Origin of the sequence: Gordonia sp. NPDC003585, from assembly GCF_040610755.1 — a bacterium.
Lineage (GTDB): Bacteria > Actinomycetota > Actinomycetes > Mycobacteriales > Mycobacteriaceae > Gordonia.
Genome location: NZ_JBEXMX010000008.1, coordinates 21,578 through 38,423 on the forward strand (window position 1 = coordinate 21,578; position 16,846 = coordinate 38,423).

15 protein-coding genes are annotated in these 16,846 nt (G+C 66.4%); 6 read left to right on the forward strand and 9 right to left on the reverse strand.

Annotated elements, in window-relative coordinates; all coding sequences use genetic code 11:
* Positions 1-7: 7 nt before the first annotated feature.
* Positions 8-1,663, reverse strand: coding sequence for an AMP-binding protein (locus tag ABZW74_RS03500; protein ID WP_355274050.1), 1,656 nt, complete (start codon positions 1,661-1,663; stop codon positions 8-10).
* A 13-nt stretch (positions 1,664-1,676) separates the two neighbouring features.
* On the reverse strand, positions 1,677-2,474 hold the full coding sequence (locus tag ABZW74_RS03505; RefSeq protein WP_355274053.1) for a lysophospholipid acyltransferase family protein: 798 nt from the start codon (positions 2,472-2,474) through the stop codon (positions 1,677-1,679).
* A gap of 171 nt (positions 2,475-2,645) precedes the next feature.
* On the opposite strand from ABZW74_RS03505, the gene ABZW74_RS03510 reads away from it, so the two are divergent.
* Together ABZW74_RS03510 and ABZW74_RS03515 are read left to right on the forward strand one after the other, a co-directional pair.
* On the forward strand, positions 2,646-3,287 hold the full coding sequence (locus ABZW74_RS03510; RefSeq protein ID WP_240860742.1) for a PaaI family thioesterase: 642 nt from the start codon (positions 2,646-2,648) through the stop codon (positions 3,285-3,287).
* Between the two features lie 4 nt (positions 3,288-3,291).
* Positions 3,292-4,323: an alcohol dehydrogenase catalytic domain-containing protein gene (locus ABZW74_RS03515; protein ID WP_355273912.1), complete on the forward strand. Its 1,032-nt coding sequence runs from the start codon at positions 3,292-3,294 to the stop codon at positions 4,321-4,323.
* 208 nt (positions 4,324-4,531) lie between these two features.
* Here ABZW74_RS03515 and ABZW74_RS03520 read toward each other — a convergent pair whose 3' ends face one another.
* Genes ABZW74_RS03520 through ABZW74_RS03530 form a run of 3 tightly spaced genes read right to left on the reverse strand, consistent with a single transcriptional unit; the run spans position 4,532 to position 9,271 of the window.
* Complete coding sequence (locus ABZW74_RS03520) at positions 4,532-5,257, reverse strand: ATP-binding cassette domain-containing protein (RefSeq protein ID WP_355273915.1); 726 nt, start codon at positions 5,255-5,257, stop codon at positions 4,532-4,534.
* On the reverse strand, positions 5,254-8,010 hold the full coding sequence (locus ABZW74_RS03525; protein WP_355273918.1) for a branched-chain amino acid ABC transporter permease/ATP-binding protein: 2,757 nt from the start codon (positions 8,008-8,010) through the stop codon (positions 5,254-5,256). The genes ABZW74_RS03520 and ABZW74_RS03525 overlap by 4 nt, the downstream gene beginning before the upstream one ends.
* Positions 8,011-8,026: 16 nt before the next feature.
* Positions 8,027-9,271 carry an ABC transporter substrate-binding protein gene (locus ABZW74_RS03530; RefSeq protein WP_355273921.1) on the reverse strand — a complete coding sequence of 415 codons (1,245 nt, stop codon included), beginning with the start codon at positions 9,269-9,271 and terminating at the stop codon, positions 8,027-8,029.
* Between the two features lie 214 nt (positions 9,272-9,485).
* On the opposite strand from ABZW74_RS03530, the gene ABZW74_RS03535 reads away from it, so the two are divergent.
* Entirely contained in the window at positions 9,486-10,193 is a 708-nt protein-coding gene (locus ABZW74_RS03535) for a TetR/AcrR family transcriptional regulator (RefSeq protein WP_355273924.1), read from the forward strand.
* The gene (locus ABZW74_RS03540) at positions 10,186-11,088 is read left to right on the forward strand and encodes an amidohydrolase family protein (RefSeq protein ID WP_355273926.1); all 903 of its coding nucleotides are present in this window, start codon (positions 10,186-10,188) and stop codon (positions 11,086-11,088) included. Before ABZW74_RS03535 ends, ABZW74_RS03540 begins: the two co-directional genes overlap by 8 nt.
* 119 nt (positions 11,089-11,207) lie before the next feature.
* Here ABZW74_RS03540 and ABZW74_RS03545 read toward each other — a convergent pair whose 3' ends face one another.
* Together ABZW74_RS03545 and ABZW74_RS03550 are read right to left on the reverse strand one after the other, a co-directional pair.
* The gene (locus tag ABZW74_RS03545; RefSeq protein WP_355273929.1) at positions 11,208-12,623 is read right to left on the reverse strand and encodes an amidohydrolase family protein; all 1,416 of its coding nucleotides are present in this window, start codon (positions 12,621-12,623) and stop codon (positions 11,208-11,210) included.
* Positions 12,624-12,633: 10 nt separating this feature from the next.
* Entirely contained in the window at positions 12,634-13,716 is a 1,083-nt protein-coding gene (locus tag ABZW74_RS03550; RefSeq protein ID WP_355273932.1) for a hypothetical protein, read from the reverse strand.
* Positions 13,717-13,880: 164 nt separating this feature from the next.
* Between ABZW74_RS03550 and ABZW74_RS03555 the strand changes: the two genes are divergently transcribed.
* Both ABZW74_RS03555 and ABZW74_RS03560 read left to right on the forward strand, forming a co-directional pair.
* On the forward strand, positions 13,881-14,444 hold the full coding sequence (locus ABZW74_RS03555; RefSeq protein WP_355273935.1) for a helix-turn-helix domain-containing protein: 564 nt from the start codon (positions 13,881-13,883) through the stop codon (positions 14,442-14,444).
* Between the two features lie 40 nt (positions 14,445-14,484).
* Complete coding sequence (locus ABZW74_RS03560; RefSeq protein ID WP_355273938.1) at positions 14,485-15,684, forward strand: CoA transferase; 1,200 nt, start codon at positions 14,485-14,487, stop codon at positions 15,682-15,684.
* On the opposite strand, the gene ABZW74_RS03565 is transcribed toward ABZW74_RS03560, so the two are convergent.
* Positions 15,685-16,380, reverse strand: coding sequence for a VC0807 family protein (locus tag ABZW74_RS03565; protein WP_355273941.1), 696 nt, complete (start codon positions 16,378-16,380; stop codon positions 15,685-15,687).
* Complete coding sequence (locus tag ABZW74_RS03570; protein WP_240860726.1) at positions 16,377-16,817, reverse strand: MarR family transcriptional regulator; 441 nt, start codon at positions 16,815-16,817, stop codon at positions 16,377-16,379. Before ABZW74_RS03570 ends, ABZW74_RS03565 begins: the two co-directional genes overlap by 4 nt.
* Between the last annotated feature and the right edge of the window lie 29 nt (positions 16,818-16,846).

The window sequence follows — 16,846 nt, forward strand, 5'->3', positions numbered from 1 at the left end:
CTCCATGTCAGCTCACCTTCCGTTCAACACCGGCGTCGTCGAGGAGCTCGCGCGTCACGACCTTCCCCGTGGCGTTCCGCGGCAACTCGTCGATGAAGTGGACTTCGCGCGGCACCTTGAATCCCGCCAGTTCGGCACGGACGTGGTCGCGCAGTTGTTCGGCTCCGACCAGGGTCCGGGGCGCACGCACGACGTAGGCGACGAGCCGCTGCCCGAACGTGGCGTCGTCGACCCCGATCACGGCGACCTCACGCACACCCTGATGCGCACCGAGAATCTGCTCCACCTCAAGGGGATAGACGTTTTCGCCACCGGAGACGATCATGTCGTCGTCGCGGCCGACGACGAACAGCAGTCCACTCTCGTCGAGTCGGCCGAGGTCGCCGGACACCATGTGCCCGTCGGCAAATGCCTTGTTCACGTCGGCCGACGTGTAGCCGTCGAAGCCCGAGCTGCTGGCGACGACGATCTTGCCGATTTCGCCGACGGGGAGCTCGCGGTCGTCGTCGTCGAGGATGCGGACGCTGGTGCCCACGAGTGCTCGTCCGGCGGTGTCGGGTGCGACGCGCAGATCCTGCGGGGTGGCCGTACTGATCAGCCCTGCCTCGGTGGCGTTGTAGCTGTTGTAGACGACGTCGCCGAAGCGATCCATGAAGGCCAGCAACGCATCTGGACGCATCCGTGACCCGCTGGCCGTGGCGAACCGCAGCGTCGGCATCGGATGTGCGTCGAGGACGTTGTCGGGAAGGTCCATGATGCGTTCGAGCATCACCGGCACCACCGCGAGACCGGTCGCACCGTGCTCGCGGACCAGATCCAGGGTCGCCTCCGGATCGAAGCGGCGTCGCATGATCATCGTGCAGGTCATCGTCGCCGAGATCGCCACCTGCCCAAAGCCCCACGCGTGGAAGATCGGGGCGGCAATCACGGTGGCCTCACCCGAGCGCCACGGGATGCGATCGAGCATCGCGGCCAGCGAACCTATGTCGGTCGAACCGCCGCGGCGCGCACCCTTGGGGGTGCCGGTGGTCCCGGAGGTGAGCAGCACGATACGTCCCGCCCGGGCGGGACGTGCCGCGCGCCGGCCGAGGTGTGCGGCGATGAGCGAGTCGAGGGTATCGAGCGCCGAACCCGCCTCCTCGACCCACGCGTGCACGTGTCGCAGCTGCGGATTGCGTTGCAGCGCATGGTCGATGAGGTCGTCGAACTCGTCGTCGGCGATCACCAGGTCGACGTTCTCGCGGATCAGCACGTCGGCGAGCTGCGGCGCGGCGAAACCGGTGTTGAGCAGTACCGCGTCGAGGCCGAGTCGCGAGGTGGCGGCCAACGATTCGATGAGACCGCGATGGTTGCGGCACATGATCGCCACGGTCGACACCGGACGGCCGGGCAGATCTGCGATGGCGGCGGCCAGTGCGTCGGACCGGTCGTCGAGCTCACGCCAGGTGAGGCTGCCGGCCTCGTCGATCAGCGCGACGGCGCGCGGTGCGCGTGCCGCGGCCAGGCCGATTCCGCTGACCGGTGAGGCGCCACCGTGTCGGCGCATGGCCAGGCCCATCCGGACGTAGCGGTCGAGGCGGGCGGTACCGAGGAATCCGCTGGTGATCAGTGTCCGGACGAGCCAGACGAGGTGAGCCACACGTTCGCGAAGGTTCTTCATCAGTCTTCCCCTTCCCTCAACCGATGACCGGGAACCGGCGCCGGCGGGCCAGGTCGTCGAGGGCGTGCTGCATGCGCTTGCGCACCATCTCGTCGACGTCGGCAATCTCCGGGTTGGTACCGAATTCGGCGGTGATGTCGATCGGGTCGAGGACTTCGGTGACGAGTTTGGACGGCAGTGGAACGTTGGGCGGGAATCCGGGGGTGATGCCGAACGGGAATCCGAGCCCGAGGGGTGCGCTCTTGATGCGGAGCAGCCGATCGATGCGCAGGAACTTAGCGAGTCCGTCACCGCGATTGATGAAGAGCTGCGTCTCCTGTCCACCGAGCGTGACGATGGGAACGATCGGCACGCCGGCCTCGATCGCGGTCCGCACGTACCCGGTACGGCCCTTGAAATCGATGGTCGCGCTCTGGGTGGTCGGTCGCATCGCCTCCCAGTCACCGCCGGGGAACACGATGGTGGCGGCCCCGGCCCGCAGCGCCTGGACGGCGTTGCGCGGGTGCGCCGGAAGGAATCCGACCTTGCCGAAGATCTGCTTGCCGAATCCGGTGAACACCAGGTCGTGGGCGAGGGTGTACAGGGGCCGCTGCTCGCCGAACTCATCGGCGAAGGCGACGGCGATCACCGGCACGTCGAAGGCCATCAGCCCGCCCGAGTGGTTGGACACGAGCAGAACGCCGCCGTCGGGCACCTTGTCCATGCCCCGGACTTCCGAGCGGAAGTAGGTCTTGGCGACCATGCGCAGGACGGGCAGTACCCGCCCCACCCAGGTCTCGTCGCGTGCGGTGAGGTCGATCGTGTCGGCCATGATGCTCCTGACAACTCTGGCTGCCGGTAGACGCGAATCCCCGCACATGTATGGTCGGGGTTCACGGTTCGGGCAAAATGAGAACCTGTTCTAGTGTCTAATTAGAACACGTTCTAGTTTCTGTGGCCACCGAAGGTAACGAAGGCCACACATCGCAGCTGGGAGCCCCGAATCGTGGAATTCACCCTGGAAGACATCTCCGAAGACGAAGTTCAGCGTCGACGCGAGGTGTATGCGCCGCTTGCCGACACGGTGCGCGAGTTGGTGGACGCCGTCATCCGCACTCAGGTCTCCGACGACGTCATCGCCGACGCCCGGCAACGGATCGCCGAGGTGGTCGCCGAGCTGCAGACCGATCAGATCGACGGTCCGTACGGGGTGCGCTACACACGCGAGTTCACCGGCATGCCGTGGGGCAATGCGGTGATCGGTCTGCGCAACGCGATCGCCCCGCCGATCGTCACCGAGCTGGAACCCGAGGGCGTGCGCAGTACTTTCACGCTCGGCGCGGCCTACGAGGGTCCGCCCGGGCACGTGCACGGCGGCGTGTGCGCGATGATCCTCGACCACGTACTCGGCGAGGGAGCCAGTGCCGACAAGGTGCCCTGCTACACCGGCACCATCACCATGCGTTACCTGCGACCGACGCCGCTGGGCGAACTCGTCGCGCAGTCGTGGATCACCGAGCGCGACGGCCGCAAGAAGATCGTGCACGGCACGCTGTCGGACGCCAACGGGGTGACCGTGGAGGCCGACGGGGTCTTCATCGTGCCGAAGACCTGGAACGGCACCATGCCCCGCGCGAAGAAGGGCTGAGACGATGCGTGCGGCCGTCACCACAGCGGACGGTTTCGAGATGATCGACGTTCCCGACCCGGTGCCGGGACCGCTGGATGTGGTGGTGCGGGTCGCCGCCAACGGCATCTGCGGATCGGATCTGTCCACTGCTCCCCTGCTTCCGCCCGGGGTGATCATGGGCCACGAGTTCGCCGGCGAGGTCATCGCGACCGGTTCCGATGTGGACGCCGCGGCCTGGCCCGCCGGCACACCGGTCGCCGCGATGCCGGTGACCGGATGCGGACGGTGCCGCGCGTGCGTGACCGGCGACATCGCGCGATGCGCCGACGCCCAGACCATGGGCCTCGGCCTGCGTCCCGGCGCCATGGCCGAACTCGTTGCGGTACCGGCCGATTCGTGTGTGCGGCTCGAGGGCTTCTCCGCGGACGTCGATCTGGTGAATGCCGCCATCACCGAGCCGCTGGCCGTCGGGTTGCACGCCGTGCAGGCGACCCCCATCGCGCCCGACGCCCGGGTGCTCGTCATGGGCGCGGGTCCGGTGGGTCTCGCCGTATTGCATTGGCTTTCGCGTTCGCCCGCGGGTGTGATCGCCTGTTCCGACAAGGCCCCGGCGCGGTTGTCGGCGGCGCACGACAACGGAGCCACCGACACCTACGACCCGGCCGATGTGCCGTCGAGTTCCTTCGACGTGGTGATCGAATGCGTCGGCAAACCCGGCGTCATCGGGTCGGCGATGGACGCGGCAGCGCCGCGCGGCACCGTGGTGGTGGCCGGGGTGTGCCTGTCCGAAGACCCGCTGATGCCCGTGCTCGGGGTGGTCAAGGAGCTCACGCTGCGGTTCGTCTCGTATTACACGAGAGACGAATTCGCGGCGTCGGCCCGCGCGGTGGTCACCGGTGCCGTCCGCGTGGCGGACTTCGTCAGCGACCGTGTCGGGCTCGACGAGGTGGGTCGCGTGATGGCCGACCTCCGATCGCCGAGTGATCAGCGCAAAGTGCTGGTTGTGCCGGGACGGACCGCAAGCCGACCGGCTCCGACAGTGGTTGGAGGATGACGTCCTCAAGGTTTTCGAAGGACGAATCCTGTCAGTTGACTTGCCGGTTGCACGGCGCGCCGCACATCTGCACGTTCTCGATCCGCGACCAGAGCGAAACGCTTTGATAGCTGCGACGGCAGTCGCGCACGGTTTGACGATGGTGACGAGGAACACGGCAGATTTCGCACCGATGGTGTCGCGACAATCGATCCGTGGACCCCTTGACTCACCCGGCCGAGACAGATTCACCCAAATAGGCGCGTTCGATCCGTCCGACGTTCGACGCGAGCGCTACTGCACTATCTTCGAGGCGAATCTCGCCGTGCACAAGCACAATTCCTCGGTCGGCGACCTCGAGGGCCAGGCGCACATGCTGTTCGACGAGGACGATGGCCGTGCCGTCGGTCGCGGCAACCTTCCGTAGCACGGGCAGTATCGACTCGACGACCACCGGCGCCAAACCCATACTGAGTTCGTCGATCAGCAGCACCTTGGGGCGTTGCAGCAGGGCACGCCCGATGGCCAGCATCTGTTGTTCACCGCCGGAGAGCTGTCCGGCGTCGACCTTGAGACGGTTACGCAAGGCCGGAAAGTATTCCAGCACTTGCTCGATCGCCTCGGTGTGCCCGTGACGACGAGTGGCCAGGCGGAGATTCTGCACGGTCGTGAGCCGCCGAAACAATGACCGGTCGTCGGGCACGAGTACCAGTCCCGCGCGTACTGCGGCCCGCGTCGACCCGGAGCCCAGCTCGGTGCCGCCGACCACGACCGTGCCGCCCAGCCGCGGTAGCAGCCCGGCGAGTGTCGTCAACAATGTTGTCTTTCCGGCCCCGTTGGGCCCGATGAGAGCCACCACCTCGCCACGCTCGACGGCGAGGTCGAGCCCGCGCACACACGATGAGGAACGCGTATATCCGGCGTCGAGGCCATGGCATTCGAGTGCGGCGGTCATCGCGTCATCTCCTTCTGGGTATCGGCCGCCGTTTCGGGTTCACCGTCTCCGGCACCGGCCGGTGTGCCCAGGTACGCGCGAATCACGTTGGCGTCCTGCCTGATCTGGTCGGGTGTACCTGTGGCGATCACCCTGCCCAGGTCCAGGACCACCACACGGTCGCAGATGTTGAGCACCAGATCCATGTCGTGGTCGACGAGCAACATCGTGATGCCCGCCGCACGCGCGGCCTGTAGTCGTTCACCGAGCCAGGCACTCTCGGTGGTGTCGAGGCCGGCAGCGGGCTCGTCGAGCAAGGCGACCTCGGGTCGGCGGGCGAGCACGCGGGCCACCGACACCAGCTGGCGCTGGCCTTGCGAGAGGTCGGAAGCAGCGGTGTCGGCGAGGTCCTCGATATCGAGGAGCCGCAACACGGAAGTCACCGTGGCGTCGATGTCGCCTGTCGCACCGGCCATCAGGTTCTCGGCGACGGTCAGTTCGTCGTAGAGCTCGATGTCCTGGAAGGTTCGGCCCAAACCGGCTCGACTCCGTCGGAACGCGGGCAGTCCGCCGATGTCATTGCCGTTCAGAGTGATTCGGCCGGTGCACCGTACAAATCCGCCGATGGCATCCATCAAGGTGGTCTTGCCGGCACCGTTCGGTCCGATCAATCCGACGATCTCGCCCTGCCGCACGTCGAAGGTGACGTCGGTGAGCGCGGCGACCTGGCCATAGCGAACGCCGACATCGCCGACGGCGAGCACCACGTCGCCGACAGACGCGCCGGTCGCCGCCGGCGCGATCGACTCGGCCGACGACGTCTCGTCCACCGTGACTGCCGGGCGACGCGCGAAGCGGCCCAGCGGGATACGGCCGAGATGGCCGACCAGTCCATCGGGACTGGTGATGACCGTGACCACCAGCAGAATTCCACTCATCAGCAGGTAGTAGTCGCCGAAACTCCCGAAGCGATCCGACATGAAATACAGCACCCCGCCGGGCGCGAGGAGACCGGCGAGCAACGCGCCGGACACCGACGTCACACCGGCGACGTAGAACACCGCGAACAGGCCCAGTCCGGCGAACACCGCGTAGCTGCCGGCTGTCGCCAAGGTCTGCTGATAGGCGAGCAGCGCGCCGCCGAGTCCGGCGAGGAAGGCAGCCGCGCCGAATGCCACGAGCTTGGTGAGGCCGACGTTGATGCCGGCGGCCGCCGCCGATCGCTCGTTGGCACGGACCGCAAGCATCGACGCACCGTGACCGCTGCGTCGCAGCAGCGCGACCGCCACCGCGCAGATCGTCAGCACCGCGAGACAGACGATTCCGAACGCCAGACGTGGGTAGCCGACTCCCGCACCGATTCCCAGGTCCCACCCGAAGATCGACGGCGGGTCGACCGGCGCCCCCTGCAGACCGCCGTTGAGGCTCGGATTGCGAAACCAGAACGCCTCGAGGAACACCGCGAGCGCCAACGTGGCCACCATCAGCGGAAGCCCGCGCACACGCAACGCCGGCAGCCCGATGACGACGCCGACGACCGCCGCCGCCAGTGCGGCCAGCAGGGGCGCAAACGGAAACGGGACACCCATGTCGACGGTCAGTCGGCTCAACGAGTAGGCGCCGACACCAGCAAGAGTCAACTGCGCCAACGACACCTGCCCCGCATAGCCGGTGACGACCACCTGCGAGAGCGCGATGACTGCAAAGACGATCGACAGGATCACGGCCAGCCGGGCACTGCCCGATGTGCTGAGGAGGGCGATCACCCCGATCACCACACCGATTCCCGTGGACACCAGCAGATGTCGCGGCCGCGGCGACCGGCCCAGGTCTTGGTTGACCACCGCTCCCCGGCCGGGCAGCGGTTGTCCTCGCACGAGGAGAAACACCACGATGAGTATCAGCGGGATCGCCTCGGCCAGACCAGCATCGGGGAACCAGTCCACCAGCGACTGAACGTTGGTCGCCTCCGCTTGCAGCATGCCGATCACCAGGCCTGCACCGACGGTGATGGCGATACTCGCAAAGTTGCCGACGAGCGCGGCCGCCAGTGCCGGGACGATGAACATCGAGTAGGCAACGGGATTCAGCGGGACGATCGGGGCGATCACCACGCCACCGATCGCCGCCGTGCCCGACGACAACGCCCAGTTGCTCACCGCTATTCGGTCCGGCGACAACCCGGTGAGCAGCGCACCCTTCTCCGACTCCGCGGAGGCTTCGGTTGCCATTCCGAATCGGGTGTACCGGAGCACAAGGCCGGCACAGACCGCCAGTCCGACGATGACGGCCGCCAACCAGATGCGGTCCGTCGGTACTGCCGCGTCGCCGATCTCGATAACGTCAGGCTTGAAGATCGCCCCCACCGTGGGAGTGTCGACGCCCACCCGCAGCGCGAGCAGCGCCTGGATGACCAGCATCAGTCCGATGGACGCGACGGCCTTGGCCAGCACCGGCGCCGACCGCATCGGACGAAACACTATGAGATACAGCAGGACTCCGAGTAGCGACGCGATCACCACCGAGAGGATGAGCGCCGGTCCGACACCCAGTTTTCCACCGAGGTCGATACGCGCGGGCAAGCCGGGTATGGGGTTGAGCAGTTCACCCTGACGCGCGAACGCGTAGGTGTAGGCGGCATACAGCGCCACCGCACCGGTCGCGAAGTTGACGACTCCAGAGCTCTTGAAGGTCATGACCAGGGCGAGCCCCAGCGCCGCATACACGGCGCCGTTGCCCAACCCCAGAGCCAAGAAGGCCACATGATCGGTCATCCGATGACCTACGACCTCAGTTGTTGACGACGCTGGTGTTGATGAGTTTGACGTCGTCGTTGACGTCGCTCACCAGAATCGCCTTGCTGCACAGCGCTTTCAGCTGCGGCATCGCCGTCCCGTTGCAGGTGAAGGTCAGTCCCGGCGCGGCGGGCAGCGGAACGTTGGTCGCCGACGACAAGGCCGCGGCAAAGGACTGCGGGGTCACCGGCCCGGTCAGCGACTTGCCCACCTCGCCGAGCGAGGCGATGACCTGATACCCGAGGTAGGCGAGACCGGCCGGATCGGTGTTGGGTGCATACTGGGCCATCACCGACCGATAGAGCACGACCGTCGGGTCCTCCGACGAGGTGTTGACGGTGGTGAACGCCTTGGCACCGGAGACCGCCGACGCACCGACAGCGTCGATGACAGGCTTGTCGATGCAGCTCGCGATCAGGTACTTCTTCACCGACGGCGCGGCGGTCTGCAAGGCCTTGAGAGTGCTGATGCACTGCCGCGTATCGCCGAGAATGGTCACCGCACCGGGCTTTCCGGCCATGGCCGCGGTGATCTGCGGGGTCGGGTCGGCGGCGCTGGCGGGGATCGTGACCACGTCGAGTTCGACACCCGCACGCTGGAACATCGGGGTGCCCAACGCTTTCACCGAAGCCGCGGCGTCACCGCTGTCACCGATGAACACGGTCACCTTCTTCACACCGTCACGTGCGGCCGTCGCGGCCTCACCCATGAGAACCGCCACGATGCCGCCGGTGAGCATGTACGAACCGGGCGAGACCATTTCGACCTGCGAGACCGGCGCCTGGGCGATGTAGGGAATCCCCGCGCCGGCGATGATGGGCAGCATCACGGCACCCTGCGCACCCAAGGGCGTCACCACGGCGGCGACCTTCTGCTCGACCATCTGGTTGGCACAGTTGGTGGCCGACGCGGGCTCCTCCTGTTGTTTGCACACCACCAGGTCGATCTTGTGCCCACCGATGCCGCCGCCGTTGTTGTTCAGGTACGACGCCGCCGCCTCACCGCCTTCGCGGACCATCGGCAAGGTCACCACCCCGCCCTCGGGTGCGATGAATCCGATCTTGATCGGATCGCCGGTCGCCGGGTTGCTCGGCAGGGCCGTCGTCGAGCCGGCCGAACTCGTATCGTCGGAACTGCTGTCATCCGCGCAGGCGGTGACTCCGCCGATGGCCAGCAGGCTCGCGGCCCCGAGGATTCCCGCGGACCGCAGTGCGCGGCGCAGGCGTGAAGATGTGGTCAATGTGGTCCCTTCCTACGGATGACGCTCTCGCGGCGGTTTCCCCCTGTGACCAGCCGAGAAGCAACCTCGAAGCCTTTACTGTAAAGCTCACGGTATGCGTTCTGGGAGCAAGGTAGCGCGAGTGATGGGCGCATGTGAGGCGATTCGTCGGATTCGAGTCGATACCCCTTCGACCGTCGTGTCGGAGACGTGGTTGTGCGTGTACGTTCGGGGAATGGCGCAGAAGGCAATGGCGCAGAAGACGTCGTCTGGGACGCGGCGGGCTCGCGGGTCGATCTCACCGGACGAGATCATCGCGGGCGCTTTTGACGTCGCCAACGAGAAGTCGCTGAGCGGATTCAGTATGCCCATGCTCGCCAAACATCTCGGTGTCGGCGTGACGAGCATCTACTGGTACTTCCGCAAGAAGGAAGACCTCCTCGACGCGATGGCCGATCGCGCCAACGGCGAATACCACGCTGCGACACCGTTCGTCGGTGCCACGGACTGGAAAGACGCACTTCGCCGCCACTTTCGACGGATGCGCGAGGCCTTCCGGGAACAGCCCGTGCTGATCGAACTCACGCTCCTGCGGCCCTACCCTCGGCCGGTCGATCACTCCTCGATGCAGGCGACCGCAGACAAGCTCGACTCGATGATCGGCGCCATGGTGGAGGTCGGCTTCTCCGCCGAGGATGCCCTGGAAATCTACCTGTCGCTTCTGGCGCATGTGTGCGGCGCGGCGATGGTCGCGCACCAGGGGATCTTCACCACCTACGACGGCGGCTTGCCCTCCGGCACCGCCGACGAGAACGCCTCTGTGCCCCTGTTGAATTCGCTGGCGGCCAAGGGCCACCGCATCGAGGATGTGGAGGACACCACCTTCGACTTCACCCTGGAGGCCATCCTCGCCTACGCCGAGAGGACACTGCAACGTGACTGACCCAGCACCGTTCAGCACTGCGGAGACCGATGGTGTCCGCGCGGTCTGGCAGGCGCTCGGCCTTCCAGGGATCGTCGACGTGCACACTCACTTCATGCCGCGCGCCGTCATGGACAAGGTGTGGGCCTACTTCGATTCGGTGGGTCCTCTCGTCGGCCGCGAGTGGCCGATCACCTACCGGGCCGACGAGGACGTGCGGGTGGCCGCACTGCAGGGATTCGGGGTTCGGGCGTACTCGTCACTGGTCTATCCACACAAGCCCAACATGGCCGAATGGCTCAACGGGTGGGCCGCCGATTTCGCCGCCCACCACCCCGATTGCCTGCACACCGCAACGTTCTATCCGGAAGAGCCCGCGACACAGTACGTTTCGCGGGCGATACAGTCCGGCGTGCGAGTCTTCAAGTGCCACATCCAAGTCGGCGACTTCACTGTGCTCGACTCGCTGCTCGACGGTGTGTGGTCGCAGATCGCCGACTCGCGCGTCCCGGTCATCATCCACTGCGGATCCGGTCCTGCGCCCGGAACGTTCACCGGACCCGAACCCATCGAGAAACTGCTGCACCGCTTTCCGTCGCTGCCGTTGATCGTCGCCCACATGGGCACTCCCGAGTACACCGAATTCGTGGATCTGGCACTGCGTTTCGACAATGTCCGCCTCGACACGACGATGTCGTTCACCGACTTCGCCGAGGAGGGTGCGCCGTTTCCGCGCGAGTTGCGGCCGCGGCTTCTCGACCTTCGCGACAAGATCCTGTTCGGCAGCGACTTCCCCAACATCCCCTACGGCTACGTTCACGCCCTCGAAGCGATCACTCGCCTCGACCTCGGCGACGATTGGGTGCGCGCCGTCCTGCATGACAACGCTGCTCGTCTTTTCGGCCTCGACGCTTGATCCGCGCGCTGGTTGAGGAACGCTCCTGATGCCCCCGGCTCCCTCAGCCCCTCCCGCTCCCTGAGCTGCGACGAGCGCAGCGAGGAGCCTCGAAGGGCTGGCGAGACGACAATGTCACCTCAGCGAAAGATCGAGACAACGCCGCCGATGACCGAGCCGAAAGTCCGCACATCGCACGGCAATTCGAGAACCTCGGCCAACGGCCGGTCGGCGATGATGAGATCGCTCGATTCGCCGACGGCGATCCGACGCGGCGCACCGCCGGGATCGTTTGCGGGAGTAACGTGTCGGCTCAGCGCGTCGGGCACCGAGATTCGTTCGTCGTCGTCGCCGACCACTCGCCCGGACGCGGTGCGCCGTTCGACGGCCGCCCCCACGGCTTCCCACGGAGAGAGTGGCCCATAGGGCGCGTCGCTGGACAATGCCACCGGCACACCGGCGTTGATGAGGGAGCCGCACCGGTAGAGGTCGGCGTGGTCCGATATCTCACTACCGTCGAGAAAGTCGTCGCCTCGATCCGACAAGAAAGCGGGCTGGGTAACGACGATGACTCCGCGTCGTGCCAGGTCGGCGCACGCTTCGGCCGGAACGATTCCGGCGTGCTCGATGCGATCGCCCGCCCGCACCCCGACGATGTCCCAGGCCGCCAGGAGCAAGGCGAACGCCACCCGGCTCACGCAGTGCACGGCAACGGACCGATCGGCGTGGTGGGCGGCGGCGATTCGCTCGGCCAGGTCATCGAGTGAGGGAAGATCCGAGTCGGCGATGACGATCTTGAACGGCCCGACGGAGATTCGGGGGTGGTCGAGGGTGCGTCCCAGCGGGACGCCGAGAAGGCACACCGTGCCGATCAGCGTCGAATCATCAACGGCATCAGTGATTGCGGCGATCGCCGTGTCGTCGAGGTCGGGCGTGGCGTCGGTGATCTCGGCAATGCCGTACGCGCGCAGTCGTGTTCCCACGTCGACGAGCGACGGAAACCTCGGTTGCGGAAGGTGTGAACGCAGCCAGGCATCGGCCCGCCAGAGTCGTCCGGTGGCGCGGCCGGTGGCGTCCCGCTCGATCCCCGGGTGATCCCCCGACTCGACGCCCACCCGCTCGACGCCCACACTGTTGAGCATCCACATCGCACCGCTGCGGTGCTGAATTCGCAAGGGACGGTGCGGCTCGAACGTGTCGAGGTCGGAGCGGTCGAGGTCGCCCGCGACCGTCTCGACGTAACCGGTGCCGCGTATCCACCCGTCGGCATCGGGTGGTGTGTTCGCGATGGCCCGGGCCAGTTGGGTTCGATCAACAACATCGGGTGGCCCGCAGCGAACGGATTCGCCCGCACGTGCCATCGCCGCGAGATGGAGGTGGTGATCGGTGAATGCGGGCAACACTGCGTGGCCGCCTGCGTCGACAACCTCCACCCCTGCCGTCGCGATCCGATCGTCGATCGCGACGATGGTGGAGACGGGATCGAGGGTCACACGGATCTGCTGCGGCCGGCCGACACCGAGGTCGGCTCCCGCGATCACCACATCCGCACTCACAACCTCGACATTAGTGACCCGGTGGGCACCGAACTGCGCGCGGGTTCGCCCGCGTCTCGCATTCGCCATGGAGTCCGAGAGCACCGAATGCCTCGGCGGGCGGGCCCGCGTCAACCGGATTCACCGAGGACACCGCCGGGGTGACCGGTCGGCCGTCGCTCCATCTCCCCATGTAGCTCAGGTCGGCGTCACAGTGCCGTCCGGTCAGCGTGCACGATTGCAGGGCGTCGCCCACCCGGTAGATGCCGAAGAAGCGGATGGCGTCGTTGGGCGCGAGCAGCGTGTTGGGTGACAGATGAGTGGCATCGAGGCGTTGCAGAGGTCCGCGAACATCGCTGCGCACCAACAGGTGTCGCTTGTGCGCAGCCGGCACCGTGTAGGCGCCGAACTGCTCGATGCCGAGTCGGGCGTCGAGGATGTTGTCGTGGTCGTAGTTCTCGACGACGATGCGGGTGCGCGCCGGCAGGACGATTGGGCCGGTGCCCACATTCGTCGCGAACGCGGGCGCGAGTTGGAAGAGCCACAGCGCCGACGATCCCCAGCCCCTGGCGACGGCTCGCTGCGCGAGATACGGCACCGCGCCACCGCCCATCGAATGTCCCACAATGCCCAGGCGCCGGAAGTCGCCCCGTGGCGCAAGGGCTTTCGCGGCCTGCAGGGCGGCATCTTCCCGCGGGAGTGAGTGCGAGAAGTCGTAGGGGTTGGTCGGCCAGCTCGCGAAGACGACGACGTTTCCGGTGCTCACGAAGTGTTTGATCAGGTCCGCGTACAGGAGGCTGCTACCGAGGAGTTGGTCGTCGATGCCGGCGAGCAACCCGTGGACCACGACGACGACCGGCCGCTTCACATCACTGCAATGGCCGCCCACGAGCGGCGTGGCGCCCCGGCCGACAGGGCTGTAGATGGTGATCTTGTGCGTCACGTCGTGCGGATTGGGGTAGATCTTGGTCGACGTGGCGCAGGGCCCGTTGGCCCCGAGACCGTGCACCGGCTGGGCCGGAGGTGTGAGCGGCCGGTCGGCACGCGCCAACCCCGGCACGATCAACCCGAGAACAGCGGTCAGCGCGATCACGGCCAGCAGCCGAGAACTCATCTGAAGTAATTGCGACATAACGGATCTCGACACTGAGCGCCCCCTTCACGTTCGACACGTTTGCCGACGTCGTGTCGATCATCATTCAGCGCACCCAGCATGTCTGTCAAGAATGACGGTAGTCTCTTATAAGTGACGGCACCAGGGTTACCGAGGCCAATCGCATGGTCGCCAGAAATGTGCGGCGATTCCGAACCGAGCGCGGTCTGACGCTGGGTGCGTTGGCCCGGCAATCGGGGCTGTCCAAGCAGACGGTGTCGAAGATCGAGCAGGGCACGGGAAATCCCACGGTGGAAACACTGATGCTGATCGGGACGGCGCTGGATGTTCCGGCACGGCGCCTTCTCACCGAATGGGGCACGCCGGTGTTCGTGCAACGCGCGGCCGACGCGACGTGGTCAGCCGATCATGACCGCTCCGAGCGCGTCCTCGACGAGGTCTACGGAACCGACTACGTCCGAACCCTCGTCGTGCATTTCGCCCGTGAATCGTCGGAACCGACCGTGATAGCAGCACATTCGCCGGGCACCCTGCACCATGTCTTCGTCATCGACGGGCGCCTCGAGCTCGGTCCGGTCGGCGACGCCGTCGCCGTCTCCGCGGGCGACTTCGTTCGCTACCCGGCCGATGTCCCCCATCAGTACGTCTGCGTGAGTGATCGGGCGACGGCGCACATCGTCACGACCCAGCCGCAACTACGCCAGTTCGACGCCGCCCGGCCGAGTTGAGTGCCCGTAGGATGGGAGTCGTGCGGCACAAGGAGGTGCGATGATCGTCGACGACTGGGCCACGTCCGGGCTCGCCACCCTCACCGGGCATTCCGACGGTCTCCCGGACCTGTCGCGTGCTCCCGTATTGCACCGCGCCCGAGAGGTTTTGGACAGATTCGTCACGGCCACCGACAACCGAGACGTTCTGACCGACCTTGATGCCGGCGAATTCCTCAGTGGCCGAGCCGGCCTCACTGGACATACCAGGAACGGACGTATTTCCGCCGGTGGCGCAACACGATTGATTCGCGCGGCCGACGGATGGTTCGCCTTGTCGCTCGCCCGCCCCGACGACGTCGACCTCGTCCCGGCACTCCTGTCCGGCGAGATGCCCGACGACGATCCGTGGACGTGCGTCGAACGTGCTGCACAACAATTGCCCGCCGCAGACGTGGTGTCGCGGGCACGCCTCCTCGGCCTGGCCGCCGCGATTCCCGGGGAGGCCGATCCCCGCCCACCGACTGTCGAATCCCGCGGCACCGCAACCGATCCTCGAGAACTCTCCGATCTCCTCGTCGCCGACCTGTCGTCGCTCTGGGCCGGCCCCTTGTGCACGCACCTGCTCGCGCGCGCCGGCGCGACGGTGGTGAAGGTCGAAAGCCGGTCTCGACCCGACGGCGCACGGCGCGGGAACCGCGACTTCTTCGATTGGATGAACGGCGGAAAGCTCTCCTACGCAGTCGATCTGCACGATGATAAGGACAACGTTGCCCGGCTGCTATCAACTGCCGACGTCGTCGTCGAGGCATCACGACCACGCGCCCTGCAGCGGCACGGGCTCGCCTCTGACCAACTACCCGCACGCCCCGGACAGGTGTGGGTGCGCCTCACCGCCCATGGAAGCTCCGGGTCGGGCGCGGACTGGGTAGGCTTCGGCGACGACGCAGCAGTTGCGGGTGGACTCACGGCGCAGACCCCGACCGGGCCCGTGTTCGTCGGAGACGCCATCGCCGACCCGTTGACCGGCCTGGAAGCCGCAGCGACAGTAGCCGAATCGCTGGCGCGCGGCGGCGGGCTGCTGATCGACACCGCACTGTCGCAGGTCGCTGCCACCTACGCGGCACTCGGCGTGGTGGAGAAACCGACGACCACTCCCGAGGTGTCGACGCCGAGACCGCCGCGTCGAGAGTTCCTCGCCGCAGCCGATCTGGGTGCCGATAATGCGGCGATCCGTGCCCAGATGGCCGGGCGCACCTGATCACGCAGCCGCGAGATCCTCTCCCGCGGAGCGCATCCAGCGCGCGATCCGCACCGTCGCGGCGACAGCGATTCCGGTCGCGACGAAGGGAAGGATCTGATTCCAGGTGTACGCGGCATCGAAGGTGTTGCGCGAGATGATGACCGCCGTGATTGCCGCCTGTGCAAGGTACACCCCCGCCCACACGAAGGACATGGCGTAGATCCCGTGCCGGAACCTAGGGTAATCGGCCCACATCAGATCAAAGACGTGCATACCCTCGGCTGTGCCGTCGGTTCCGTAGCGCTGCGAGAAGTAGAACATCACCGGTTTGGCCAGCACGCACGAGCCGAGGAAGATCAAGCCGATCAACGCGGTGAGGACACAGTCCTTGTACAGCAACATCTTCGGCGCCGTGCTGCCGACGAAGGCGATCAGTGCAGACAGGAGCGCAAAGGCCAGGATGGCAGCGGAGGCACCGTTGAGTCTTCGGGACCGCACCCAGACGGCCAGACCGCCGATGATCGGCGCGATGGCACCGACCAGGTAGGCGACCAGATCGCTCGCGCCCGCGCCACGGGCGAGTCGGAACAGGAGGATTGCTCCGCCGACCTCGACCACCGTGACGAGGACGTTGAACACGACTCCCTTGCGGGCAGGATGCTTCGAGCGCAGACGTGCGATCGTCGCCTGCTCGTCGTCAGGACCACTCGTCATCGATGTGCCCCCTCCGCAGCGGACGCTGCTGGTGCGCGCACCTCGTCGTGCAACCTTCGGATGGTGCCGGCGAGTTCACCCGGGTCGATCCCGATGCGAATTGCGTTGTCATCGAGGGAATCACCGAGCAGCTTGGAACACACATTCTTCTTGACGATCCCCGTTGGGGTGACCGTCAGATGTCGTACGTTGCCCGCGCCCGCAGGGGCCGAGTTGTCGATGAAGCCTGCATCGACCAGTTTTCGAACCAGGTTGCTTGTCGAGGGTTCGCTGATTCCGATGGCGCCGGCGAGCATGCGTACCGTCAGCCCCTCGTGCTCAGACAGCACGACCAGGGCAAGATAGCGGTTCCAGCTCAGACCCTGGGTTCTCAGTACCCGATCGGCGGCCCGGTCCAGGGTTCGAACCAGGTCGAATAGTTCGTAGGCAAGGTCCATACCGACTACATTAGCACACTAATTTAGTC